Below are 24,936 nucleotides of genomic sequence, written 5' to 3' on the forward strand. Positions count from 1 at the left end.
GGAGGCTCAGCCCTCGGTCTCGTACGCCGCGGGCTGCTCCTGGATCGCGCGGAGCCGGGCGAGGTCGAGCTTGCGGCCGCGGGCGAAGTCGACCACGCCGTTCTTCTCCTGGAACACGTCGGTCATCTGCGTGTAGCAGTAGCCGAACATCAGCGGGTCCCCGAGCAGCACGCGGGTGAGCCCCTCGAAACGCTCGTAGAGCTCCTCCTCGCTGGTGACCCGCTGGCCGTAGCCCCAGGACTCGGCGGCGTTGTTCCCGGCGCGCGCCGCCTCGGCGGCCTCCTTCGCCTCCTGCTCGTTCCACCAGATGCCGCCGTACTCCGAGACGAAGTAGGGCTGGCCGGCGAAGGGCAGGGAGAACTCGCCGTCGGCGAAGGGGTGCTCGTCCGGGGCCAGGTCGCGGCGGTTGGCGAAGGGTCGGCCCTCGGCGAGCCCGGCCTGCTCGGCACGGAACCGCTCGGGGTCCTGCTCGTAGGAGTGGGAGTCGTAGACGTCGGCGCCGCGCACCCGGTGGGAGTAGCCGGAGGCGTCGAGCACGGGGCGGGAGGGGTCGGCGAGCTTGGTCGCGTCGTACATCGCCTGGGTGACGGTATCGAGCTGCGTGAAGCGGTCGTGGAGGATCTGGTGGGTCTCGTTCAGCGGGCACCAGCCGATGATCGAGGGGTGGTTGATGTCGCGGGCAACCGCCTCGATCCACTGCCCGATGAACGAGGCGGTGGGCTGCTGGTTGTCTCCGAGCGGGCCGAGGCCCGAGACGCCCCAGTCCCCGAACTCGCCCCAGGTGAGATAGCCGTGCAGGTCCGCCCAGAAGAGCATGCGCTGGTCGAAGACCTTCTGGTGGAGACGAGCGCCGTTGAAGCCGGCCTCCATCGCGAGGCGGATGTCGGTGGTGAAGGCGTCGTCCGACGGGGCGGTCATGAACGAGTCCTCCCAGTAGCCCTGGTCCAGGACCAGGCGCTGGAAGACCTTCTCGCCGTTCAGGCGGTACTCGTGGGCGTTCAGGGAGGTCGAGCGCAGGCCCGCGTAGGAGCGGACCTCGTCGAGCACGGCGCCGTCGGCGTCCAGCAGCCGCACCTGCAGGGCGTAGAGCTCGGGCGCGCCGGCGCCCCACACGCGCACGTGCTCGGAGGGGATCGTCAGCGACAGGTGCGGGGCGAGGTCGAGGTCGGCGCGGACGCTCGTGCGCGCGACCTCCTCCCCGCCGGGCACCGTGGCGATGACCTCGAGGGAGGTGCCGGGGGTGCTGCGCGAGAGCGGCACGTCGATCGAGAAGGAGGCGGAAGCGAGCGAGGGGATGATCCGCAGGGAGCGGATCTCGTCGGCCGGCACGCCCTCGAGCCAGACGCTCTGCCAGATGCCGGTGGTGCGGTGGTAGTTGGCGTGGGTGGGGCGGAACCAGGTGGACTGCTTGCCGCGGGCCTGGGGCGCATCGTGCGGGTCGCGGGCGCGGACCACGATGCTCACCTCGTCGCCGGCGCCCAGGCCGGGGACCTGGGAGAGGTCGGCGGCGAAGGGGGTGAAGCCGCCGCGGTGGCGGGCGACCTCGACGCCGTTCGCCCAGACGGTCGCGTCCTGGTCCACCGCCTCGAAGCGGAGGATCGGGCGCAGGCCCTCCCAGTCCGCGGGGATGGTGAGGGTGCGGCGGTACCAGACGGCTTCGAGGAAGTCGCGGTCGCCGATGCCGGAGGCCGCGGTCTCGGGCGCGAAGGGCACCGTGATCTCGTCCTCGAGGGCGCGGTCCAGCAGGCCGCGCTCGCGTCCGGTGTCGCCGCGGTCGATCTCGAACTGCCAGGTCCCGTTGAGGTTCAGCCAGGTGGGGCGCTGCAGCTGGGGGCGCGGGTGCTCGGGGCGGGGCACGTCGGATGCGGCGGGGAGCGGGGCATCCAGCTGGGCCGCGAGCTCGTCGGCTCGGCTGAACAGCGCGGCGAGCGCCTCGGGCAGCGCGGGGGTCGGAGGGGTCATCACAGAGGCTCCTGGCGCGTGATCGGCGGTGATCGGTCGGGAGCCAGTCAACCCCATCACCACGGAATGTGCAACGTTGGAAATCCCGGGCGGGCGGCCGACGGGGAGGCAGGCCGCGGCGGGAGGACACGGTGGTATCTCACATGCGGGGCACCGCCCGTCGCCTGCGAGGTGACCGCCGCGTAAGGTGGGCGGGAGTGCCGTCCTCCCGCCGCGGCACAGGTCCCGTCCGGGCAGCCCCGCACCCCTCGACGCACGGCGTCGGGCACGAGGAGCGGCAGGCCCCGCCGACGGCGACAGCGTCGGCCGGAGAGGACCGCCCCCGGCGGTCGCGACGCGACGACGACGTGCGGGGTGCAACGCACAGAGAACGGATCACCCTTCGTGACCACCCCTGACTTCGCACGCCTCGGCGTGCCCGCCTCCCTCACCGCCGCCCTCGCGCCGCTGGGAATCACCGACCCCACCCCCATCCAGGCCGCGACCCTGCCGGACTCCCTGGCCGGGCGCGATGTGCTGGGCCGGGGCCGCACCGGCTCGGGCAAGACCTACGCCTTCCTGCTGCCGCTGGTGGCGCGCCTGCTGGAGACCCCGAAGCGCCGCACCGCCCGTCGGCCGCGCTCGCTCGTGCTCGCCCCCACCCGCGAGCTCGCCTCGCAGATCGCCGACTCGCTGAAGCCGCTGGAGAAGGCCGCCGGCCTGCGCAGCGCCGTCGTCTTCGGCGGCGTCGGCCAGAACCCGCAGGTGAACGCCCTCGCGGGCGGCGTCGACGTGCTCATCGCCTGCCCCGGACGGCTCCTGGACCTGATGGGCCAGGGCCACGCCGATCTCGGCGCCATCGAGATCACCGTGATCGACGAGGCCGACCACATGGCCGACATGGGCTTCCTGCCCATGGTGCGCCGCATCCTCGAGGCGACCCCGCGTCGCGGCCAGCGCATGCTGTTCTCCGCGACCCTCGACTCCGGCGTGAACAAGCTGGTCAAGGAGTTCCTCCACGACCCGGTCACGCACTCCGCGGACCCCGCGACGAGCCCCGTGGGCACGATGGAGCACCACGTGCTCGAGGTCGACAAGGAGACGCGCTTCGACGTGCTGCGCGACCTCGCGGCCGCCCCCGGCCGCACCATCATGTTCACCCGCACCAAGTACGGCGCGAAGAACCTCGCCCGCAAGCTCTCCGCCCGCGGCGTGGACGCGGTGGACCTGCACGGGAACCTCTCGCAGAACGCCCGCACACGGAATCTGGAGGCCTTCGGCTCCGGCACCGCGACGACGATGGTCTGCACCGACATCGCCGCGCGCGGCATCCACGTGGACGAGGTCGCGCTCGTGGTCCACGCCGACCCGCCCGTCGAGCACAAGGCCTACCTGCACCGGTCGGGCCGCACCGCGCGCGCCGGCGAGTCCGGCACGGTCATCACCGTGCAGACCCCGGACCAGAAGCGCGACGTGAACGACCTGATGCGCAAGGCCGGGATCACCCCCACCTACCACCAGCAGGTCGTCTCGACCAGCCCCGTCCTCACCGAGCTCGCCCCCGGCGAGCGCGTGGCGACCCATGAGCCGCGCCAGCCGGAGGAGCCGCTGGACGAGCGCCGCATGGCGGGCGAGCGCCGCGGCGGCGGCCAGGGCGGTCGCGGTCGCGGCGGTCAGGGCGGCGGACGCGGCCAGGGCGGCCGCGGCCAGGCCGGACGCGATGGCCAGGGCCGCGGGCGCGGCGAGGGTCAGCAGGTTGGTCGCGGCCAGGGCGGCCGCGGTGGCGAGGGCGGCTCCGGCCGCTCCGGCGGCCAGGGACGTTCGGGCGGCGAGCGCCGTTCCAGCGGCCAGGACCGCTCGACCGGCCAGGGTCGCAGCGGCGGCCAGGGCGGCGGGCGCCGCGGCGGTCAGGGCCAGGGCTCCGGCGGCGGGCGCCGTCAGGGCCGTCCGGCCCCCACCACCTACTCGACCAGCTCCGAGGGCTCCGGCAGCGGGAACACCGTCGGCGGCGGCCTCGCGGCTTTCTCCTCCGGGCGGCGCCGATGACGGAGCCGTCGGCTGCCCACGGCCGTCGGCGCGCCGAGGCGCCCGCCGGCCACGGGATCGACGAGGTCCTCGCCGCCGCGCGTCGGGGCGTGGACCGCGTCGAGCCCGCCGACCTCGCCGCCGCGCAGGCGGCCGGGGCGCACGTGATCGACATCCGCTCGGCCGTGACGCGCGCGCCGGAGGGCCACGTCCCCGGGGCGACCGTGATCGAGCGCCTCGTGCTCGAGTGGCGGCTGGACCCCTCCTCCGCGCACCGCATGGACGGCGGGCCGGACCACGACGACCCCGTGATCGTGCTGTGCAACGAGGGGTACTACTCCTCGCTCGCCGCCCGCGACCTGCGCGACCTCGGCTTCCACCGGGCCACCGACCTGGTCGGCGGGTTCCGCGCCTATGCGCAGGCCGGCCTCCCGGTCGACGAGGAGCCCACCCGCTGCGTGGACTGAGCCCCTCCGCCGCACGACCCGAGCCCGCCCGCGGCGACCGGAGCACCGGTCCCCGCGGGCGGGCTGATGTGCGCCCGATGCAGCGCCGCCCGATCCGTCACCGCTCGAACCGGCGCCGGCTGCGTCAGCGCAGCTCGCGCTTGAGGATCTTCCCGGTCGAGGTCATCGGCAGGGACTCGGCGAGGACGATCTCGCGCGGATACTTGTAGTCCGCCATCTGCTCCTTCGCCCAGGCCTTCAGCTCCTCGGCGGTGGCGGTCGCGCCGTCGACGAGGATGAGGTGCGCGATCACCTCCTCCCCCAGGCTCTCGTGCGGGACGCCCACCACGGCGGCGAGGGAGATCTGCTCGTGGGTCAGCAGCACCTCCTCCACCTCGCGCGGGTACACGTTGTAGCCGGCGCGCACGATCATGTCCTTGGAGCGGTCGACGACCCAGTAGAAGCCCTCCGCATCGCGGCGTCCCAGGTCGCCGGTGCGGAACCAGCCGTCCCGCAGCACCGCGGCGGTCTCCTCGGGGCGGCCCAGGTAGCCGGTCATGACGTTGTGGCCGCGCACGATGATCTCCCCGATCTCGTCGACCTCGCCCACGCGGGTCCAGTCGGGATCGGCGGGGTCGATCAGGTCCATCTCCACGCCCCACACCGGCAGGCCGATCGATCCGGGGCGCGGGCGCTCGCGGCGGGAGAAGGAGGCGACCGGGGAGGTCTCGGAGAGCCCGTAGCCCTCCATGATCGAGATCCCGAGGTGCTCCTTCACGCCGCGCAGGATCTCGACCGGCAGCGGGGCGCCGCCGGAGATGCCCAGGCGCAGGTGCTCGGAGAGCCCCTCGGCCGCGGCGCCGCCGGTGAGCAGGCGCAGCAGCGCCCACCACATGGTGGGCACGCCCGCGAAGACGCTCACGCGGTGGCGCAGCAGCAGCTCGAGGGCCTGCTGCGGCTCGAATCGGGGCAGCATCACCAGCGTCGCCCCCATCGAGAAGCCGGCGTTCATGTTCACCGTCGCCCCGAAGGTGTGGAACAGCGGCAGGACGACCAGGTGGGTGTCCTCCCCCGGCCGCGAGTCGAACAGCCGGTTGCAGGTCAGGGCGTTCATGAGCTGGTTGGAGTGGCTGAGCTCGGCGCCCTTGGGCCGCCCGGTGGTGCCCGAGGTGTAGAGGACCACGGCGGTGTCGGTCTCGGCGCGCTGCACGGTGGGGAAGGTCCCGGGCCGTTCGGCGACGGCGCCGGCGAGGGTGGGCACCCCCTCGTAGGGGCTCTCGGCCGATGGGTCGGCGGTGATCAGCACGATCTGCGGCGGACGCGCCGCGGCCGCGGCGCCCTCGACCACGTGGCGGCCGATGGGCAGCTCCTCGGTGCCCTCGAAGCAGAAGGCGACCGCGGCGTCGGTGTCGTCGAGGTAGTAGGTGATCTCGCGGGGCTTGTTCAGCACGTTCAGCGGGACGACCACCGCGCCGGCCTTAAGGATCCCGAAGTAGACGATCGGGAACTGCGGCAGGTTGGGGCAGCTCAGCGCCACCCGGTCACCCGGCTCGACCCCGAGCTCGACCAGGAGGTGCGCGACGCGGCAGGCGGCAGCGTCGACCTCGGCGTAGGTCAGGGAGGTCTCGCCCAGCACCAGGGCGGGACGGTCGGGGGCGGTGCGGGCGCTGTCCTCGAGCACCACGGAGAGGTTGTACATGCGGAGACTCCTTCGTCGACGTCGCTGTGACGGGGGCCTCACAGTACGACGCGCCGCCCCCGCTCAGGGCGCGCTCCTCGTCGGGAGCGCCACATCGTCCATTTCGTCAGTTGCGCGAATGACGAAACATTAGGGAGGATGGCGGGCATGACGACGCCCTTGGAGGACCGCGCGCCCACCGAGCCGCAGCTCGCTGCGGCCGCGGACACCTTCTCGATGCTGGCCAGCCCTGCTCGCCTCCATCTCGTGCAGCTGATGAGCACGGGCCGCTACGACGTGGGCGAGCTCGCGGAGCGGGTGGGCCTGAGCCTGCCCACCACCAGCCAGCACCTGCGCAAGCTGCGCCTGACCGGCATCGTCTCGGCGACCCGCGAGGGCCGCCACAGCTACTACACCGTCGAGGACCCGCACGTGGTCCAGCTCGTCGAGCAGATCTTCGAGCACATCGCCCCGGACGGCTCCCTCGCCCCCGACCCTCCCCGCAAGGACCATCCGTGAGCAGCACCGAGACCTCCTCCCGTCCCGTCCGACAGAAGGTGGACCTGACGAAGTTCGCCTGGCTCTCGATCGCCGCGGCGATCGTCACGATCACCCTCAAGGCCGGTGCCTGGGTGATGACCGGATCCGTCGGCCTGCTCTCCGACGCGGCGGAGTCGGTGGTCAACCTCGTCGCCGCGGTCGTCGCGCTGATCGCGCTGCGCGTCGCGTTCCGTCCGGCCACCGAGCGCTTCCTCTACGGCCGGGCCAAGGCGGAGTACTTCTCCGCCGCGGTCGAGGGCGTGATGATCTTCGCCGCCGCCGGCGTCATCCTCGTCACCGCCGTCGAGCGCTTCCTGAACCCGCGACCCCTCGAGAACGTCGGCTGGGGCCTGGCGATCTCCGTGATCGCCTCGCTGGTCAACGGCGGCGTGGCGCTCGTGCTGCTGCGCGCCGGGACGAAGCACAGCTCGATCACCCTGCGCGCCGACGGCAAGCACCTGATGACCGACGTGGTCACGAGCGCGGGCGTGCTGGTGGGCGTGGCGCTGGTGGTGCTGACCGGCTGGGAGCGACTGGACGCGCTCGTCGCCTTCGCCGTCGGCGTGAACATCATCGTCACCGGCATCGGCCTGATCACCGAGTCCGTCTCCGGCCTGCTGGACAAGGCGCTTCCGGACGAGGAGCACGAGGTGATCACCGAGATCCTGCGCCGCCGCACCGACGGGACCGTCACCTTCCACGGCCTGCAGACCCGCGAGGCGGGGCAGGAGAAGTACATGAACGTGCACGTGCTCGTGCCCGACGACTGGACGGTCAAGCGCGGCCACGACTACATCGAGGGCCTCGAGCACGAGCTGATGGGCGTCATGCCGACGCTGCACGTGCTCACCCATCTCGAGCCGATCTCGGATCCCGCGAGCTACGAGGACATCCCCGAGGCCCACGTCCCGATCCACGGCGAGGACGAGACCGCGCTGCGCCCGCCCCGGGACGACGCGGACGCGCAGGGCTGACCCCGTCCACATCTCGTGGGCCCCGGACAGATGTCCGATCCCGCCCCTACGATGAGCGGAGTCGACCGAGGGGGACTCCGATGACGCATCCGGGGCACGACGGGCACGGGCCCGTGATCGAGGGGACGACGGTGCCGCCGCGCGGCCTCGCACCGCAGGGACGGGAGTACGACCCGTTCGCGACCGGCGCGCCAGGGGGCGCGCACGGCGGGCCGACCGGCGGAGCCGTCCCGCACGGCGCGGTGCAGCCGTGGGTCCCGGCGCAGGGCGCCTACGGACCGCCGCCGGTGGTCGTGATGCCCGCCGAGAAGAGCGTGGGGGTCGCCTTCGTGCTGACCTTCTTCTTCGGGGTGCTCGGCATGTTCTACGCGACCGTGCCGGGGGCGCTGATCCTGCTCGGCATCACGCTCGGCGCGATCCTGCTGGCCTCGCTCCTGATCGGCGTGCTCTCGGTGCTCACCCTCGGATTCGGGGCGATCCTCTTCACCCTGGTGCCGCTGATCGGGATCGCCGCATGGATCACGAGCATCGTCTGGGGGTGCCTGGCCGCCTCCCGACACAACGAGCGCGTGCGCGCGCAGTAAGCACAGGCCGGGTTCCGCCCGCCCGGGCGCTGACCAGGACCTCGAGAGGTCCCGCCGACGAGGCCCCGCCGCTCTGTGATCGGCGGGGCCTCATCGCGTCCGGGTGCGGAGAGGGCGGACGCGGTGGGGACGGGCACAGAGGCTGCCGGGCACGGAGAGCGCCGACGCGGAGGGGCGACGCGCCCCCCGGGATGCCGCAGATCACCCACCGTGACGACTTATGACGGTCAGCACTTGCACTTATGAAGGGCGAGGGCGCACCCTGGGCCACGACCACCGCCCGGCCCACCTGGAGTCCCGCCCCGTGACCAGCCTCGCCAGCCCCCTCACCGACGCCCGCCCCGCCGAGCGCCTCGCCGAGCTCGCCGCGCACCTGCGCCCCCTGCTCGGGGACGAGGCGGTGATCGAGGACCCCGCGCCGCGCTACGCCGGCGACACGGCGGTGCAGGCTCCGGACGGCACCGCCTTCCTCCTGGTCCTGCCGGCGGACACCGCCGGGGTGCAGGAGGTGCTGCGCCTGGCCCACGAGACGGGCACCCCCGTCGTGCCGCGCGGCGCCGGTTCCGGCCTCTCCGGCGGCGCCGCCCCGAGCACCGGCGCGATCGTGCTGGGCCTGGAGCGGCTCACCCGGATCCGCGAGATCGACCTGCTCGACGAGGTCGCGGTGGTCGAGGCCGGGGTGATCACCGCCGACCTCTCCGCCGCCCTCGCCCCGCACGGCGTCTTCTACGCCCCCGATCCCGCGAGCGCGCGCCTGTCCACGATCGGCGGGAACATCGCGACCAACGCGGGCGGGCTGCACTGCGCGAAGTACGGGGTGACGCGCGAGTCCGTGCTCGGCCTCGAGGCGGTCCTCGCCGACGGCACGCTGCTGCGCACCGGGCACCGTTCGATCAAGGGCGTCACCGGCCTCGACCTCACCCAGCTGCTGATCGGCTCCGAGGGCACCCTCGCCGTCATCACCGCCGCGACCGTGCGGATCCGTCCGCTGCCCGTCGCACGACGCACCGTCCTGGCGCGCTTCGACTCGGCGGGCGCCGCGGCCGAGGGGGTGAACGCGATCTCCCGCAGCCCCGTCCGGCCCGCCGCGACCGAGCTGATGGACGGCCCCACCCTCGCCGACATCGACGCGCACACCGGCTCCGAGCTCGCCCGCGGCGAGAGCACGATCCTGCTGATCGAGCTCGACGGCTACGGCGTCGACGAGCAGCTCGCGGACCTCGCCGCCGCGCTCACCGCGGCCGGCGGCACCGTGCGCGAGATCGAGGACGAGGCCGAGGCGGAGCACCTGTGGGAGCTGCGCCGCTCCGGCCGCGGATCCGGCGCGGGCGGGCACCGCCTCGGTGAGGACGTCGCGGTGCCGAAGTCCCGCCTCGGGGAGATGTTCGAGGCGCTGCCCGGCATCGGCCGCCGACACGGCGTGGAGACCTCCGCGATCGCCCATGCCGGCGACGGGAACCTCCACCCCTCCCTCGCCCTCCCCCACTCCGAGGACCATGCGCCCGGGCAGCTGCCCGCCCCGCTGCTGGCGGCGGCCGACGAGCTGGTCCGCACCGCGCTCGCGCTCGGCGGCACCGTCAGCGGGGAGCACGGCATCGGCACCGCGAAGCGCGGCTGGCTCGACCTCGAGCTCTCCCCCGCCTCCCGCGACCTCCAGCACCGCCTGAAGACCACCTTCGACCCCCACCAGCTCCTCAACCCCGGGAAGGCCCTGTGATCAGCACGACCGCCCTCGACCCCGCCGCCCTGACCCCGGAGAGCCTCTCCGCGGGGCTGCTCTCCCGACTCGGCGCACGCGAGGACCTCGCCCGCGGCTTCGGCCCCGCCGCCTCTCCCCTGCCCGGCGCCGTCTCCCTCCTCGGCGGCGCGCCGAGCGCCGGGGACCTCCCGCTGGAGGCGCTGCACCGCGCGGCCGAGGACCTCACCTCCGATCCCGCCGCGCTCGTCGGCGCGCTGCAGTACAGCAGCCCGGCGGGCATCGCGCCGCTGCGGGAGTGGATCGCGCGCCGCGAGGGCGTGGACGCCTCCCGGGTGCTGCTCACCAACGGCGCCTTCCACGGCCTCTCCCTGCTGTTCGACGCGCTGCTGGACCGCGGCGACCGGATCGTGGTGGAGGACCCGACCTATCCGCTGATCTTCCGCGACCTCCAGCACCACGAGGTCGAGGTGCTGCCCCTGCCGCTCACCGCGGAGGGGCTGGACCTGGACGCCCTCGAGGACCGGCTCGAGGCCGGGGCGCGGCCGAAGCTGCTCTACACGGTGCCCGACTTCCACAACCCGACCGGCCTGATCACCCCGGCCCTGCAGCGCGAGCGACTGACCGCCCTCGCCGAGCACTACGGCTTCGTGATCGTCTCCGACAACGCCTACGCGGGCCTCGCCTTCCCCGGCGTCCAGGTGCCCGAGGACTATCCGACCGACTCGGAGCTCGTGGTGCGGGTGCGCACCTTCTCGAAGATCCTCGGGCCCGGGCTGCGCCTGGGCTATCTGGTGCTGCCGAGCTGGCTCGTCGGCCCCGTGACCCGCCTGCGCGCCAACCAGGACCAGCACTCCTCCGTGCTGGTGCAATCGGTGGTCGAGCGGGTCGTCGGAGCCGGGGGACGCGAGGGGCTCGACGGAGGCCTCGAGGCGATCGCGGACCGCGCCCGCACCCGCTACGCCCTCCGCGCCGACCTCCTCGCGCACCTGCTCGAGACCGGTGTGCCCGGCGGCGTGCGCATCGAGCAGCGCACCGGCGGGATCTTCCTGTGGGCGCGGGTGCTGGACGACCGGATCGACCTCGCCGCGGCGCAGCGCCTCGCCCGGGAGCGCTTCGGCACCGACATGGCGCTGGGGCGGTACTTCTTCCTCGCCGGGGACGACGATGACCACGGCCGCCTGCGCGTGGGCATCAGCCACCTCGACGAGGCCGCGCTGACCGACGGCGCCGAGCGCCTGATCGCCGCCCTGACCGCCCCCGAGGCCCGACGATGAGCGCCCGCCGCCCCGCGCCGGGACCCGTCGGCCCTTCGGAGGACGGGGCCGCGACCGTCGGGCGCGCGACCACCGCACGCCCCGACGGGCCGAGCCGCCGCCGTCTGCTGCAGGGCCTCGGCGCCGGTGCGCTCGGCCTCGCCGCACTGCCCCTGGCCGGCTGCGCCCTGGACGGCGCCCTCGCCGACGGGGGCGGCAGCGGCGGCGCGGGAGACGACCTCGAGCTGTCCTTCCTGATCTCGAACCTCGACGGCGGCTGGGTCCCCTCCAAGAGCGCGATCTCCAGCTACGAGGCGAACGTGTGGCAGCAGCTGACCGACAAGCTCGTCCACACCGACCCCGAGGGGAAGGTCACCCCGTGGATCGCCGAGTCCTGGGAGCAGAACGAGGAGGCGACCGAGTACGTGCTGCACCTGCGGGGCGGCGTCACCTTCTCCGACGGCACCCCGCTGGATGCCGAGGCGGTGCTCGCGAACCTCGAGGCCTGGGCCGTCGGCCGCCCCGACGAGGGCCTGGCGCGGGTGGGCCTGTTCCCCGGCGGCACCTACGAGGGCGCCGAGGCGCTGGATCCGCTGACCGTGCGGGTCTCCTTCACCGCGCCGACGCTGTCCTTCCTGCCCACCCTCGGCTATCACGGCTGCCAGCTGATGGCTCCCTCCTCCCTCGCCCTCTCCCTCGAGGAGCAGGCCGACCTGGCCCGCCAGATCGGCTCGGGACCCTTCGTGCTGGAGAGCTGGGAGCCGCGGCAGCGCGTGCGCCTGGTGCGGCGCGAGGACTACGACTGGGCCCCGGAGGCGCTCGGTGCGAGCGGGCCGGCGCAGCTCGCCGCGATCACCTTCACGGTGCTGCCCGACGACACCCTGCGCGCCTCGGCCGCCAGGGCCGGTCAGACCGACCTCTCCTACAACGTGAACCCGCAGGTGCTGGATGCCCTTACCGAGGCCGGCTTCGTGATCGAGGTGCCCCGCTACCTGGGCTTCGTGCACGGCTACAGCCTGCGCACGAAGGTGGCGCCCTTCGACGACGTGCGGGTGCGGCAGGCCGTCACCCGCGGCATCGACCGCGCCGAGATCCTCCGCACCGTGTTCACCGACGCCTGGGAGCCGGCGACCAGCTGGCTGCAGGCCGGGGTGCCGGAGACCACCGACCTCACAGAGCTGTTCTCCTACGATCCCGAGCTCGCCGCGACCCTGCTCGACGAGGCCGGCTGGACCGGCCGGAACGCCGACGACTTCCGGGAGAAGGACGGCGCAGAGCTCGGCTTCACCATCTACCCCACCCCGTATCTCACCGGCTCCGTCCCCGAGGCGGAGCTGATCTCCCAGCACCTGGGACGTCTCGGGATCCGGGTGGCCACCCAGAAGCTCGACATCCCCACCTGGACCGAACGGGTCACCAACAACCCCGAGCAGGGCGTGAACGAGGTGACGCGCAGCTTCGTGGACGTCGGCACGGTCGCCGGGGTGATCACCGACGAGGGAGAGGACTGGTTCCAGACCGGCTCCTCCGATGCGGAGCTGGTGCGACTGCGGGACGAGGTCGCCGGCGCCGCGACCCGCGAGGAGCGGGCGCCGCTGGTCGAGGAGCTCGCCCGCCATGTGCTCGAGAAGGCGTACTTCATCCCGCTCGAGCAGAACGTGCAGCGCATCTACGTCCAGTCGCCGGAGCTGACCGGCATCTCCTTCAACGCCGTCGCGATCCCCTCCTACCACGCCGCCCGCAAGGAGCAGCCATGAGCGCCCTGACCCCCAGCGCGACCCCCACCGCCCCGGGCGGTCCGACGTCGGGCCTCGCCCCCGCGGCCCCGTCGGCCGCCGCGCGCACCGCCCGGCGCTACGCCTCCCTCGCGGCGCGCCGCACCGGGCAGGCGCTGATCGTGGTGGTGCTCTCCTACGTGCTCGTGTTCGCGGTGCTCGCCGCGATCCCGGGCGATCCGATCTCCGCGCAGCTCGAGGACCCCCAGGCCGGGTACAGCGAGGCGGAGAAGGCGCAGATTCGCGCCTTCCACGGCCTGGACCGGCCCGTGCCCGTCCAGCTCGTCGTCTCGCTCGGCCATGCGCTGACGGGCGACCTGGGCACCTCGCTGTCGACCTCCCAGCCGGTCACCGCGATGCTCGCCGCGGCGATCCCCTCGACGCTCGCGCTGGCCGCGACCGCGCTCGTCCTCGCCGTGCTGATCGCGGCGGTGCTGGCCCTGGCCTCCCGGCTGCTGCCCGAGGGCCCCGCGAACACCCTGGTCCGCGCCCTGCCCGCGGTGTTCCTCTCGACCCCGAACTTCCTGATCGGACTGGTGCTGATCCAGGTGCTCGCGGTGACGCTGGGGCTGTTCAGCCTCGTCGAGCCGCACAGCCCCGGCTCGACCCTCGCCGCCGCGCTGACCCTCGCGATCCCGGTCTCCGCGCAGATCGCGCAGGTGTTCATCACGGCGCTGGACGAGGCGGCCGGTCAGGACTACGCCGAGGTCGCCCTCGCGCGCGGCATGCGCCCGGGACAGGTCGTGGTGCGGCATCTGCTGCGCCCCTCCCTGCTGCCGACGGTGACGATCATCGGGCTGGTGCTCGGCGAGGTGCTCGGCGGCTCGCTAATCACCGAGGCGATCTTCGGCCGCTCCGGCGTGGGGACGCTGGTGCAGAAGGCGGTCGCCGCGCAGGACGTGCCGGTGCTGCTCGCGGCCGTGGTGCTCTCCGCCCTGGTGTTCGTGGTGGTGAACCTCGTGATCGACCTGCTCTATCCGCTGCTGGACCCGCGCCTGCGCGGGAAGGAGGATCTGCGATGAACGTCCTGGATGCCGCCCCCCGGCCCCGTCGCCGGCGGTCCCGTCGCCGCCGCGACGGCCCCGGCCCGTGCCCTCTCCCGTCGTCTCCCGCCCGCGAGCGTGCTGGCGAGCCTCGCCGTGCTCGCCGTCGTGCTCCTGTGGTCGCTGGTCCCGGGCCTGGTCACGGGGCACGATCCCGCCGTCGGCGTGCCGGACGACAAGTTCACCGCGCCCGGCGCCGAGTACTGGCTGGGCACCGACCACCTGGGCCGGGACCTGCTCACCCGCATCGTCCACGGCTCCGCCTCCTCGATGACCAGCGCCCTGATCGCGGTCGCGATCGGCGTGCTCGCCGGCGGGCTGCTGGGCCTGCTGGGCGGGTACCTGGGCGGCTGGGTCGACGCGGTGATCGGCCGCGTGGTGGAGGTGCTCCTGGCGATCCCGGGCTTCCTGCTCGCGGTGGTGATCGTGACCGCGCTCGGCTACGACACCCGCAATGCGGCGATCGCGACCGGCGTCTCGGCGGTGGCGGTGTTCGCGCGGCTGATGCGCTCGGAGGTGCTGCGGGTGCGGACCAGCGTGTTCATCGAGGCGGCCCGCCTCAGCGGCGCCTCGGCCGGATACGTCCTGCTGCGCCATGTGCTCCCGAACGCGGTGCGCCCCGTGCTCTCGCTCGCGGTGCTCCAGTTCGGCATCGCGATCCTGGTGATCGCCGGCCTCGCCTTCCTCGGCTACGGCGATCCGCCGCCCGCCTCCGACTGGGGTCTGCTCGTCTCCGACGGCCGCGAGCACCTCCTGCACGCGCCGTGGCTCGTGATCGCCCCGGGCCTCGTCATCGCCGTCGTCGTGCTGTCCGTGAGCCGCCTGTCCAGCTGGCTCGACCTCGGGAGGAACCGATGAACTCCACTGCCGCATCCACCGCCGACGCATCCACCGCCGAGGCCTCCGCCGCCACCGCAGCGGGGGCCGACGCCGCCGCTCCGGCCCCGCCGCTGCTGCAGGTCGAGGAACTGCGCGTCGCCTACGGCCCCGCCGAGGTGGTCCACGGGGTCTCCTTCGCCGTCGGCGCGGGCCGGGCGCTGGCCCTGATCGGCGAGTCCGGGTCGGGCAAGTCCACGATCGCGCGGGCCGTGCTGCGCCTGCTCGGCACCCGCCGCGCCCGCGTGGACGGGTCGATTCGGATCGAGGGCCGCGAGGTGACGGGCCTGCGCGAGCGGGAGTTCCTGCCACTGCGCGGGAGGGTGCTGGGCTTCGTGCCGCAGGACCCGGGCTCCGCCCTGAACCCGGTGCGCACGATCCGGGCGCAGGCCCTCGAGGCGGCGGCGCTCGTGCCCGGCGCCCGTCGCGGCGAGGAGCGCGAGGCGCTCGTGCACGCGGCGCTCGAGCGGGTGGGCCTGCCCGAGCCGCGACGGATCCTCGACTCCTTCCCCCATCAGCTCTCCGGCGGGCAGCTGCAGCGGGTGCTGATCGCGCTCGCGATCCTGCCCGGCCCGCGGCTGCTGATCGCCGACGAGCCCACCAGCGCCCTCGACGTCACCGTCCAGAAGCAGATCCTCGACCTGCTCGATGAGCTGCGGGCCGAGCTCGGGATCGGGATCCTGCTGATCACCCACGACCTCGCCCTCGCCGCCTCCCGCGCCGACGAGGTGGTGGTGCTGCAGCAGGGCGAGGTGCAGGAGGCCGGCCCCACCACGACCGTGTTCACCGCGCCCCGCGCGGAGTACACCCGCGCCCTGCAGGCCGACGTGCCGGGCCTGAACCCGGACCGCTTCGCCCCGCTGCGCGCCGAGCGGGACGAGCGCCACCCGGCGGGCGTCGCGCACGTCGAGGCAGGCCGCATCTCCCGCACCTTCCGCACCCGCGACCGGGAGGTGCGCGCCCTCGCGGAGGTCTCCTTCGCGATCCCCCGCGGGCGCACCCATGCGCTGGTCGGCGAGTCGGGCTCGGGGAAGTCCACCGCGGCCCGGGCGCTGCTGGGGCTCGAGACGCTGGATGCCGGCACCCTCTCCGTCGGCGGCCGTCCCGTCGATCTCGCCGATCCCGCGGGGCTGCGTGCGCTGCGGCGCGACCTGCAGCTCGTCCACCAGAACCCCTTCACCTCGCTGGACCCGCGCTTCACCGTCGAGCGGATCGTGCGCGAGCCGCTCGAGCACTACAAGGTCGGCGACCGCGCCGACCGGGCGGAGCGGACGGCATGGGCGCTCGGGGCGGTGCGCCTGTCCGAGACGCTGCGCGGCCGGCGTCCGGGGGCGCTCTCGGGCGGGCAGCGGCAGCGGGTCGCGATCGCCCGCGCTCTCGCGCTGCGTCCCGAGGTGCTCGTGCTCGACGAGCCGACCAGCGCCCTGGACGTGACGGTGCAGGCCTCGATCCTCGAGGTTCTCGCCACGCTGCAGCGGGACCTGGGCCTGACCTACCTGTTCATCTCGCACGACCTCGGGGTGGTGCGGCAGTTCGCCGACACCCTCACCGTGCTCCGCCGCGGCGAGGTGGTCGAGTCCGGGACCGTCGAAGAGGTCTTCGCCGCCCCGCGCGAGGAGTACACGCGCCGGCTCATCGCCTCGATCCCCGCCCGCCAGGACGTGGGGGCCAGCGCATGACCACCACCGCCTCCTGCCTCGCCGTCCTGCCGGGCGGTCGGATCCTGACCTGGGCCGAGACCGACTGGGATGACCCGCGCGGCGCAGCGCTGCGGGAGGCGATGGACGTCGAGCTCTCGCCCCGCTACGCGGCCCTGCGCCAGGGCTCCCCTCGCCCGGCCCCGCCGAGCGCCGAGGACGTGGCCGTGGTGGTGCTCGCGCTGGTGGACGGGAAGGCCGCCGCGACCGGGACGCTGCGCCGCCTGCCGGACCGCTGGGAGGTCAAGCGCCTGGTCGTCGACGCGGACCATCGGAGGCTGGGCCTCGCGAGCCGGATCCTGGCCCGGCTCGAGGACGCGGCCCGGGACCACGGCGCGGACGAGCTGTTCCTCCAGACCGGGAACCGTCAGCCCGAGGCGATCGCGCTCTACGAGCGCGAGGGCTGGGAGCGGATCGAGGTGTTCGCGCCCTACGACCCGGCCGACGGGATCAGCGTGTGCTTCCGGAAGGCGCTGCGGTCGGCCGAGTGACGACCCGATCGACGAGCGTTCAGCCGAGCAGCTGCACGACCCGCGCGTCGGAGCCGGCGAGTGCGGCGCGGTCGAAGGTGGCGCCCGCGGCGAGGATCTCGTCGGCCCCGGTCGCCTCGAGCACTCGCTCCACCCGGGGCCGAAGGCTTGCGGGGCTGCCCGCCCAGGCCCTCGCGAGGCCCTTCTCGAGCCGGTCCTGCTCGCGCGAGGTGAGGTCCTGCTCGCGGATCCGGGCCGGGTCCTCGAGGGGAGGGAAGGCGCCGGTCTCCCGGGAGCGGACCATCGCCCACACCTCGGGGAGCGCGAGCTCGCGCGCCTCGGCGTCGGTGTCGGCCACCAGCAGGTCCATCGACACCATCACGTGCGGGACGCTGCCGCGGTGCGGACGGAACTCACGCCGATAGGCGGCGACGCGCTCTCCCACGTCGTCCGCGTGCAGGACGGGCCCACCGAGCACCACGCCGAGGCCGAGCCGGGCGGCGATGCCGAGACCGGCGCCGGTGGCGAGCAGGTGCATCGGCGGCGGCTCGGCCGCGAAGGGGCGGGCGGTGAGCGGCGCGGCGCCCTCGAGCAGGTCGCGCACCTGCCCCACCTCCGCCGCGAAGTCCTCCGTGCTCGCCTCGAGCCGGCCCAGCGCCTCACGGACCGGGGCGGTGAAGCCGAGGGAGCGGCCGAGCCCGAGGTCGATGCGTCCCGGGGTGAGCGCCTCGAGCATCAGGAACTGCTCGGCGACGACGAGGGGGCGGTGGTTCGGGAGCATCACCCCGCCGGAGCCGAGCCGGATCCGCTCGGTGCGCTGCCCGATCGCTGCGAGCAGCACGGCCGGGGCGCCGCTGGCGATGCCCGGCACGGTGTGGTGCTCGGCGACCCAGAAGCGGTGGTATCCGAGCTGCTCGGCGGCGACTGCCCGCTCGACGCTCTCGGCGAGGGCGGACTGTTCGTCGCGGCCGGCGCGCGTGCGGGAGCGGTCGAGCAGGGAGATCCTCATGTCGCCGGGAACGCATCTGGGGTGCAGAAGCTTCCCGCCGACGGGGTCGAGAACCTCTCACCCCGCGCTCTCCCCGCCCCACGCCCGCGTCGATAGCCTGAGCAGTATGAACGCTCCTCACGTGCCCCTGTCGATCCTCGATCTCGTCTCCATCTCCGAAGGCCAGAGCACTCGCGACGCCATCGCCGCCTCGATGGAGGGCGCCCGCGCCGCGGACCGTCTCGGCTACGAGCGGTACTGGTTCGCCGAGCACCACAACACCGACTCCCTCGCCTCCTCGGCGACCTCGCTGCTGATCGACCGCGCCGCCTCGATGACCGAGCGGATCCGCGTCGGGTCCGGCGGGATCATGCTCCCGAACCACTCGCCGCTGGCGGTGATCGAGCAGTTCGGCACCCTCGTGCAGTTCCACGGCGACCGGATCGATCTCGGGCTCGGCCGCGCTCCCGGCACCGACCAGCTCACCGCGCAGCTGCTGGCCCGCACCTCCGCCGAGCCCGGCGCCTTCATCGACGCGGTCGAGCAGATGCGGGACTGGTCCCGGGAGGCGCCCACCTCCGGCGGACTCCCGATCACCGCGGAGGTCGCCCGCGGCACCGAGGTGCCGATGTGGATCCTCGGCTCGACCGGGAACGGGGCGCGCCTGGCCGCGCAGCTGGGCATGCCCTTCTCGGTCGCCTCCCACTTCGCGCCCTTCCAGTACCTGCACGCGCTGGAGACCTACCGCGCCCACTTCGATCCCGACGCCGCCTCCGCGCAGATCGAGCAGCCCCACACGATGGTGGGCGTGAACCTCGTGGTCGCCGAGACCGATGAGGAGGCGCAGCGCCAGTTCACCACCCTGCAGCAGATGTTCCTCGGCATCGTCACCGGGCAGCGGCAGAAGATCCAGCCGCCGCGGGACATCACCGAGGTCGCCCCGGAGCACCTCCTGCAGAAGGTGGACCAGACGCTGTCGATCAGGGCCGTCGGCGCCCCCGCCACGGTCGTCTCCCAGCTCGAGGAGATCGTCGCGGCGACCAAGGCCGACGAGCTGATCCTCACCGCCTACCACTATGACCCCGCGGACCGGCTGCGGAGCCTCGAGCTGCTCGCGGAGGCCTGGGGGCTCTGAGCCCGCCGCTTCCCTGCCCCCGGCGCTGCGGCCCGGGGCCCCGGCACCTGGTAGACATGGCGCCGGGGACGAAGGGGGGAGCCATGGACGACGAGAAACCGACGCATGGTCCGGCGGGCCGCAGTGCGCGAGCACGCCGACCCTCGCCGCGAGGCCCCGCCCGGCGCACGACCGCTCGGGCGCTGACCGGCGCAGTCCTCGCCGCGCTGCTGCTCAGTGGCTGCGGCCTGCTGGACGGCGGCGCCGAGGAGCGCGATCCCGAGTGGGTGCTCGACGAGGCCTCCGAGCGGTACTTCCGGCCGGATCTCGTCGGGCACTCCCCCGGGCTCGTCGAGGAGCACTTCCCCGTGCTCGAGACCATGGGAGCGGTGACCGTCGCAGAGGGCCGGTTCACCGACCCGTACGAGAGGGTGCCTTTCCCGGCCCAGGACGACTACTGGTGGCAGGCGGTGATCGAGCTGGAGCCCGCGCAGGTCGACGAGCTCGTCTCCGCCACGGCGGCGGCCGGCGCCTCCGACCACGGCGGGGCGGGCGCGCCGGAGCCGGTCTCCGAGGACGAGGTGCTCGACGCGCTCGTCCCCACCCTCGAGGGCGAGGTCCAGGACTGCCCGGGCGGCTGGGTCGACGTGTCGCCCGCGCTCGCCCAGGAGAAGGGACCGGACGTCTCCGACGCGGGCGACCTGCTCGAGCTGACCGCCGTGTGCGCGGGCGGGTCGCAGCTGCTCACCTCGGCCCGCGACATGTGAGGCGGGACGGGCGGGGCGTCAGCGCACCGTCGGCCGCACCCGCGCGGTGACCGTCGCGTGGTCGCTCGCCGCGCGGCCCTCGTGCAGCGGCACCCGGGCCGCGTACTCCTCGACGACGAGGTCGCGGACGAGGATCCAGTCGATCCGGATACCGCCCACCTCCGGGGTGCCGTAGTCGGGGAAGGTGCCGATGTCCTCCCCCGCCTGCGCGGCGGCGACGTCGTGGGCGTCCTCGAAGCCGGCGTCTCGCAGCACCCGCCACGGGATGCTGTCGCCGCCTGCGGCGTTGAAGTCGCCCAGCAGCACCACGGGAACGCCGTCGGCCGCTTCGCGCAGGTGCTGGGCGAGCAGTCCCGCGCCCGTCGCCCTCGCCTCGTGCCCCTCGTGGTCCAGGTGCGTCACCGCGGCGACCAGCTCGCCCCCGCTCTCCCGGTCCCGCACCCGGGCCCACACCGCGATCCGGGGGCACATCGCGTCCCAGCCCGTCGACCCGATCCGGCCGGGCTCCTCGGAGAGCCACAGCTGGTCCCAGTCCAGCAGCTCGAACCGGTCCCGGCGCAGCAGCAGGAGGTTGTGCTCCCCGCGTCCGCCGCCCTCCCGGCCGATGCCGAGGCGCAGGTGGGTGGCGGCGAGGGTCTCGTCGATCACGGGGATCTGCGAGGCGAGCACCTCCTGCAGGCCGACGACGTCCGCGTCGGCCTCGCCGAGGAGCCGGGCGAGCACCGGGGCCCGCTCGGGCCAGTGGTCGGCCTGACCGGGGAGGGTGCTCTCGTCGTGGTACCGGATGTTCTGGGTGAGGAGCGAGAGGGCGGGCGGCTGGGCGTCGGTGGGTGCCATCTCTCCATCCTCGCGCACGTCACCGGGAAGCGCCGGTCCTCACCGCATCCCGTATGACGGTCCATGACGGGCCGACGGGCGGCGACGCGTCCCGTCGTCGCATACTGGCCCCATGAGCGCACTCGTCCTGCAGTCCGACTTCGGTCTCGACGACGGCGCGGTGAGCGCGATGTACGGCGTCGCCGTCGGCGTAGATCCCACATTGCGCCTCCACGACCTCACCCACAACATCCCGCCCTACGACATCTGGGAGGGCTCCTACCGTCTCGCGCAGGTGCTGACCTACTGGCCGGAGGGCACCGTGTTCGTCTCCGTGGTCGATCCCGGCGTCGGCTCGGACCGGCTCTCGGTGGTGGCTCGCACCGCGACCGGCCACTTCGTCGTCACCCCCGACAACGGGACCCTCACTCACTTGGAGAACATCTTCGGGCTGACCGGGCTGCGGGAGATCGACGAGACCCGCAACCGCCGCCCCGGCTCCGAGGAGTCGTACACCTTCCATGGCCGTGACATCTACGCGTACACGGGCGCTCGCCTCGCCTCCGGGGCGACGAGCTTTGAGGAGATCGGTCCCGAGCTCGACCTCGACGGCCTCGTCCGCCTGCCCGTGACGGATCCGGTGCTCGAGGACGGCGCCGTGGTCGGCATCATCGACACCCTCGACGTCCGCTACGGCTCGCTGTGGACCTCGATCCCGCGAACCCTGTTCCGGGAGCTGGGCGTCGACCCCGGGGAGCGCGTCACGGTGCGGGTCCGCCACCACGACACCGTGGTGCACGCCGCCCAGGTCACCTATGCGCACAGCTTCGCCGCCGTCGAGGTGGGCGAATCGCTGCTGTACGTGAACTCGCTGGACCGGATGGCGATCGCGATCAACCGCGGCCACTACGCCCGCGCCTTCTCCCTCGGCACCGGCGCCTCGTGGCACGTGACCCTCGTGCCGGTGCACTGACCCCCTCTGCGAAGGACGTCCCATGACCCGTTCACCCTCCCCTGTCACCCAGGTGGTCGCCATCGGCATCGGCGCCGCCCTGTTCTTCGTGCTGGGGCGCTTCGTGGCGATCCCCACTCCGGTCCCGAACACCGCGATCAGCATCCAGTACGCGATCCTCGCCGTGTTCGCGGTGCTCTACGGCCCCTGGGTCGGTGCTCTTGCCGGCTTCATCGGGCACCTGCTCATCGACGTCACCGGCTACGGGATCTGGATCTCCTGGGAGCTGTCCTCCGGCGTGTTCGGCCTGATCGTCGGGCTCCTCCTGCTGCGGAACGCCGTCGCCGACGGCGAGTTCACCGGGAGGACCGCGACCCGGTTCGCTCTCGCCGTTCTGCTCGCCAACGCCGTGGCCTGGCTGGTCGTCGCCCCGCTCGGGGACGTGGTGATCTACTCGGAGCCAGCGAACAAGGTGTGGACGCAGGGCGCCCTCGCCTTCGTCTCGAACTCGCTCACCGCCGTGGTGCTGGGCATCATCATCCTGTCGGTCTACTCCCGCACCCGCACCCGGACCGGTTCGCTGAGCCGCGAGCAGTGACGGCCGCGAGCACCGGCGGCAAGGCGGGCAAGGGCGGCGACACCGGCAGGGGCACTGCCCCGCTGATCGAGCTGTCGGGATACGGCTTCCAGTACCGGGCCCAGTCCGCGCCGACGCTGCACGACATCGACCTCGCCGTCCATCGCGGCGAGAAGATCGCGATCGTCGGCCCCTCCGGGTCGGGGAAGTCCACCCTGGTGAACGTGCTGAACGGGCTGATCCCGCACCATCACCGCGGCACCTCCACCGGCACCGTGCGCGTGCTGGGCCGGGACCCGGCCGCCGTGCCGCTCGTGGAGACGGCCGCCGTGGTCGGCACGGTCCTGCAGGACACGGGAAGCCAGTTCGTGGCACTCACCGTCGGCGAGGACATCGCCTTCAGCCTCGAGAACCAGCAGGTGGACCCGTCCGAGATGCCCGCGCGCATCGCCCGGGCCGCGCAGCTCGCCGGCATCGAGGACCGCCTCACGGACTCCTCGCAGGACCTCTCCGGAGGCCAGAAGCAGCGCGTCGCGATCGCCGGTGTGCTCGTGGACGACGTCGAGGTCCTGCTGCTGGACGAGCCGCTGGCGAACCTCGACCCCGCCACCGGGCGCGCCGCAGTGGAGCTCCTGGACACCCTGCACTGCGACCACGGCGCGACGATCGTCCTGGTCGAGCACCGTCTGGAGGACGTCCTTCACCGGGACGTGGACCGGATCGTGCTGATGGCCGACGGCCGGATCGTGCTGGACGCCCCTCCTGACCAGGTGCTCGCCTCCGGCGCCCTCGAGGAGCATGGCATCCGCCCGCCGTTGCACGTCACCGCTCTCGCCTACGCCGGCGTGCCGGTCACCGCCTCCCAACACCCCTCCCGCAGCGCCGACATCGCCCTGACCGCTGAGCAGATCACCGCGGTGCAGGACTGGGTCGCGGCCGCCCCGGTCGCCGGGGAGGCACCGGCCGACGAGGAGGCACCGGCCGACGGCGAGGTGCTGGCCCGCGGGGCGGTGCGGTCCGAGGCGAGCGGCACCGCCGCGAGGACCGCCCTCGACCTCGATGCGGTCAGCTGCGACCTTCCCGTCGGCCCGGACCGGCGCCGCACCGTGCTCGAGGGGATCAGCGCTGCGGTCCGCCCCGGCGAGATGCTCGGTGTGCTCGGCTCCAACGGCGCCGGCAAGTCCACCCTCGCCCGCGTGATCGCAGGATTCGAGGAGATCACCGGCGGCCGTCTGCGGATCGGCGGGGTCGACGCAGCCGGCTGGAGCCTCGCCGAGCACGGCGAGCGCGTCGGCTTCGTGCTGCAGGACCCCGGCCAGATGCTCTCCCGCCCTCAGGTGAGCGACGAGATCGCGCTGGGGCTGCGCGCCCGCGGGGTCGACGAGGTCGAGATCGCGCGACGCATCGCAGCGGTGCTCGAGATCTGCGGGCTCTCCCCCTTCCGCTCCTGGCCGCTGGCGGCCCTGAGCCATGGGCAGCGCAAGCGTGTCACCATCGCCGCCGTCCTCGCCCTCGAGCCCGAGGTGCTGATCCTCGACGAGCCCACCGCCGGCCAGGACTTCGCGCACTACACCGAGTTCATGGACTTCCTGCGAGGCCTCCACGCGGCCGGCACCACCGTCGTGCTGATCACCCACGACATGCATCTCGCGGTGGAGTACACCGACCGGGTGCTGGTGCTCTCCGAGGGCCGCCTCCTGGCCGACGACGACCCGGCGCGGGTGCTCACCGACCCGGCGCTCACCGCTCGGGCGGACCTCGTGGTGACTGGGCTGTACGACCTCGCGCGGCGCTGCGGGATCAGCGACCCGCACACGCTCGTGCGCCGCTTCGTCGCGGCGGACCGTGAACGACGGGGGGCTCGGCGATGACCAGTCCGCTGCTGGGCTATCTCGACCGACCGGGCCCGCTGCACACCCTCTCCGGGGTCTCGAAGCTCGCGCTCGTCCTCGCCGTGGTGCTCGGGGCGGCGATCGGCTTCGACGTGCGCTATCTCGCCGTGGTCGGCGCCGGATCCCTCATCCTGTGGGCGATCTCTCGGGTCCCTCCGCGCAATCTCGCCGTGGTGCTGTGGCTTATCGCGCTGTTCATGGTGCTGAACAATCTCGGGATCTTCCTCTTCGCCCCCGGCTACGGCACCGAGCTGTTCGGCACCCGCCACGTCCTGCTAGACGGACCCTGGCGGTGGGACGTCACCGCCGAGCAGCTGTTCTACCAGCTCGCCGTCACCCTGAAGTACTTCGCGGTGCTGCCCTCGGTGCTGCTGTTCGTGGCCACCACGCGCCCCCCGGAGCTCGCCTCGACCCTGAACCGGATCGGGGTGCCCTACCGGATCGCGTACGCGGTCTCGCTCGCCCTGCGCTACATCCCCGACGTGCAGCGCGAGTTCCGCACCATCTCGGCGGCGCAGCAGGCCCGGGGCCTGGACACCAGCCGCGCCGCGCCCCTGCGGGTCCGACTGCGGAACCTCACCTCGATCCTGATGCCGCTGCTGCTGGGCACCTTCGACCGCATCGACGCCGTCTCGGCGGCGATGGAGCTGCGGGGCTTCGGCCGCGGCAGGAAGCGCACCTGGCTGGTCCGCTCACGGCTCCGCGGCCGGGACGCGGTGGTGATCGCGGCGGCGGTGGTCGTGGTGGTCGTGCCCCTCGTGCTGCTGGGGGTCAACGGCGGACGGTTCTGGAACCCGTTCGTCTGATCCGCCGCGCCGCACCTGCCATG

22 protein-coding genes are annotated in these 24,936 nt (G+C 73.5%); 18 read left to right on the forward strand and 4 right to left on the reverse strand.

Annotated features, from left to right (window positions below):
• Positions 1–6 precede the first annotated feature (6 nt).
• Positions 7–1,962 carry a glycoside hydrolase family 2 protein gene (locus RBL05_RS06745; RefSeq protein ID WP_308740171.1) on the reverse strand — a complete coding sequence of 652 codons (1,956 nt, stop codon included), beginning with the start codon at positions 1,960–1,962 and terminating at the stop codon, positions 7–9.
• Between the two features lie 384 nt (positions 1,963–2,346).
• Between RBL05_RS06745 and RBL05_RS06750 the strand changes: the two genes are divergently transcribed.
• Both RBL05_RS06750 and RBL05_RS06755 read left to right on the forward strand, forming a co-directional pair.
• Positions 2,347–3,987, forward strand: coding sequence for a DEAD/DEAH box helicase (locus RBL05_RS06750; RefSeq protein ID WP_318604197.1), 1,641 nt, complete (start codon positions 2,347–2,349; stop codon positions 3,985–3,987).
• Positions 3,984–4,433 carry a rhodanese-like domain-containing protein gene (locus tag RBL05_RS06755; RefSeq protein WP_308740169.1) on the forward strand — a complete coding sequence of 150 codons (450 nt, stop codon included), beginning with the start codon at positions 3,984–3,986 and terminating at the stop codon, positions 4,431–4,433. The genes RBL05_RS06750 and RBL05_RS06755 overlap by 4 nt, the downstream gene beginning before the upstream one ends.
• Before the next feature lie 124 nt (positions 4,434–4,557).
• Here the strand turns inward: RBL05_RS06755 and RBL05_RS06760 are convergent, their stop codons facing one another.
• Positions 4,558–6,111, reverse strand: coding sequence for a long-chain-fatty-acid--CoA ligase (locus tag RBL05_RS06760; protein ID WP_308740168.1), 1,554 nt, complete (start codon positions 6,109–6,111; stop codon positions 4,558–4,560).
• Positions 6,112–6,258: 147 nt separating this feature from the next.
• Between RBL05_RS06760 and RBL05_RS06765 the strand changes: the two genes are divergently transcribed.
• The 10 genes from RBL05_RS06765 (at position 6,259) to RBL05_RS06810 (ending at position 17,022) form a co-directional block, all read left to right on the forward strand.
• Positions 6,259–6,609 (forward strand): ArsR/SmtB family transcription factor, encoded by a 351-nt coding sequence (locus RBL05_RS06765; protein WP_308740167.1) that lies wholly within the window; start codon positions 6,259–6,261, stop codon positions 6,607–6,609.
• Positions 6,606–7,604 (forward strand): cation diffusion facilitator family transporter, encoded by a 999-nt coding sequence (locus tag RBL05_RS06770; RefSeq protein ID WP_308740166.1) that lies wholly within the window; start codon positions 6,606–6,608, stop codon positions 7,602–7,604. The genes RBL05_RS06765 and RBL05_RS06770 overlap by 4 nt, the downstream gene beginning before the upstream one ends.
• Before the next feature lie 80 nt (positions 7,605–7,684).
• Entirely contained in the window at positions 7,685–8,188 is a 504-nt protein-coding gene (locus RBL05_RS06775) for a hypothetical protein (protein WP_308740165.1), read from the forward strand.
• 304 nt (positions 8,189–8,492) lie between these two features.
• The gene (locus tag RBL05_RS06780; RefSeq protein WP_308740164.1) at positions 8,493–9,905 is read left to right on the forward strand and encodes an FAD-binding oxidoreductase; all 1,413 of its coding nucleotides are present in this window, start codon (positions 8,493–8,495) and stop codon (positions 9,903–9,905) included.
• Positions 9,902–11,161 (forward strand): PLP-dependent aminotransferase family protein, encoded by a 1,260-nt coding sequence (locus RBL05_RS06785; protein WP_318604199.1) that lies wholly within the window; start codon positions 9,902–9,904, stop codon positions 11,159–11,161. The genes RBL05_RS06780 and RBL05_RS06785 overlap by 4 nt, the downstream gene beginning before the upstream one ends.
• A complete protein-coding gene (locus RBL05_RS06790; RefSeq protein ID WP_318604201.1) occupies positions 11,158–12,897 on the forward strand; it encodes an ABC transporter substrate-binding protein in 1,740 nt (579 codons plus the stop codon). Before RBL05_RS06785 ends, RBL05_RS06790 begins: the two co-directional genes overlap by 4 nt.
• Positions 12,894–13,937 carry an ABC transporter permease gene (locus RBL05_RS06795; RefSeq protein WP_318604203.1) on the forward strand — a complete coding sequence of 348 codons (1,044 nt, stop codon included), beginning with the start codon at positions 12,894–12,896 and terminating at the stop codon, positions 13,935–13,937. The genes RBL05_RS06790 and RBL05_RS06795 overlap by 4 nt, the downstream gene beginning before the upstream one ends.
• Positions 13,938–13,946: 9 nt before the next feature.
• Entirely contained in the window at positions 13,947–14,816 is an 870-nt protein-coding gene (locus RBL05_RS06800) for an ABC transporter permease (RefSeq protein WP_308740160.1), read from the forward strand.
• On the forward strand, positions 14,813–16,513 hold the full coding sequence (locus tag RBL05_RS06805; protein ID WP_308740159.1) for a dipeptide ABC transporter ATP-binding protein: 1,701 nt from the start codon (positions 14,813–14,815) through the stop codon (positions 16,511–16,513). Before RBL05_RS06800 ends, RBL05_RS06805 begins: the two co-directional genes overlap by 4 nt.
• A complete protein-coding gene (locus tag RBL05_RS06810) occupies positions 16,510–17,022 on the forward strand; it encodes a GNAT family N-acetyltransferase (RefSeq protein WP_308740158.1) in 513 nt (170 codons plus the stop codon). The genes RBL05_RS06805 and RBL05_RS06810 overlap by 4 nt, the downstream gene beginning before the upstream one ends.
• 19 nt (positions 17,023–17,041) lie before the next feature.
• On the opposite strand, the gene RBL05_RS06815 is transcribed toward RBL05_RS06810, so the two are convergent.
• Entirely contained in the window at positions 17,042–18,010 is a 969-nt protein-coding gene (locus RBL05_RS06815; protein WP_308740157.1) for an MsnO8 family LLM class oxidoreductase, read from the reverse strand.
• 106 nt (positions 18,011–18,116) lie between these two features.
• Here RBL05_RS06815 and RBL05_RS06820 point away from each other — a divergent pair, with 106 nt between their 5' ends.
• Positions 18,117–19,124, forward strand: a complete 1,008-nt coding sequence (locus RBL05_RS06820; protein WP_308740156.1) for an LLM class flavin-dependent oxidoreductase — start codon at positions 18,117–18,119, stop codon at positions 19,122–19,124.
• An 83-nt stretch (positions 19,125–19,207) separates the two neighbouring features.
• A complete protein-coding gene (locus RBL05_RS06825) occupies positions 19,208–19,870 on the forward strand; it encodes a hypothetical protein (protein ID WP_308740155.1) in 663 nt (220 codons plus the stop codon).
• Between the two features lie 18 nt (positions 19,871–19,888).
• Here RBL05_RS06825 and RBL05_RS06830 read toward each other — a convergent pair whose 3' ends face one another.
• Positions 19,889–20,707: an endonuclease/exonuclease/phosphatase family protein gene (locus RBL05_RS06830; protein ID WP_308740154.1), complete on the reverse strand. Its 819-nt coding sequence runs from the start codon at positions 20,705–20,707 to the stop codon at positions 19,889–19,891.
• Positions 20,708–20,819: 112 nt separating this feature from the next.
• On the opposite strand from RBL05_RS06830, the gene RBL05_RS06835 reads away from it, so the two are divergent.
• From RBL05_RS06835 to RBL05_RS06850, 4 genes are read left to right on the forward strand one after another with little or no spacing between them, the layout of a single operon-like run.
• The gene (locus RBL05_RS06835; RefSeq protein ID WP_308740153.1) at positions 20,820–21,659 is read left to right on the forward strand and encodes an S-adenosyl-l-methionine hydroxide adenosyltransferase family protein; all 840 of its coding nucleotides are present in this window, start codon (positions 20,820–20,822) and stop codon (positions 21,657–21,659) included.
• Positions 21,660–21,681: 22 nt separating this feature from the next.
• Positions 21,682–22,236 carry an ECF-type riboflavin transporter substrate-binding protein gene (locus RBL05_RS06840; RefSeq protein WP_308740152.1) on the forward strand — a complete coding sequence of 185 codons (555 nt, stop codon included), beginning with the start codon at positions 21,682–21,684 and terminating at the stop codon, positions 22,234–22,236.
• A complete protein-coding gene (locus tag RBL05_RS06845) occupies positions 22,233–24,086 on the forward strand; it encodes a DUF3744 domain-containing protein (RefSeq protein WP_308740151.1) in 1,854 nt (617 codons plus the stop codon). Before RBL05_RS06840 ends, RBL05_RS06845 begins: the two co-directional genes overlap by 4 nt.
• Positions 24,083–24,913: an energy-coupling factor transporter transmembrane component T family protein gene (locus RBL05_RS06850; protein ID WP_308740150.1), complete on the forward strand. Its 831-nt coding sequence runs from the start codon at positions 24,083–24,085 to the stop codon at positions 24,911–24,913. Before RBL05_RS06845 ends, RBL05_RS06850 begins: the two co-directional genes overlap by 4 nt.
• Positions 24,914–24,936 lie beyond the last annotated feature (23 nt).

The organism is Brachybacterium sp. GU-2, from assembly GCF_030866705.2.
GTDB lineage: Bacteria > Actinomycetota > Actinomycetes > Actinomycetales > Dermabacteraceae > Brachybacterium > Brachybacterium conglomeratum.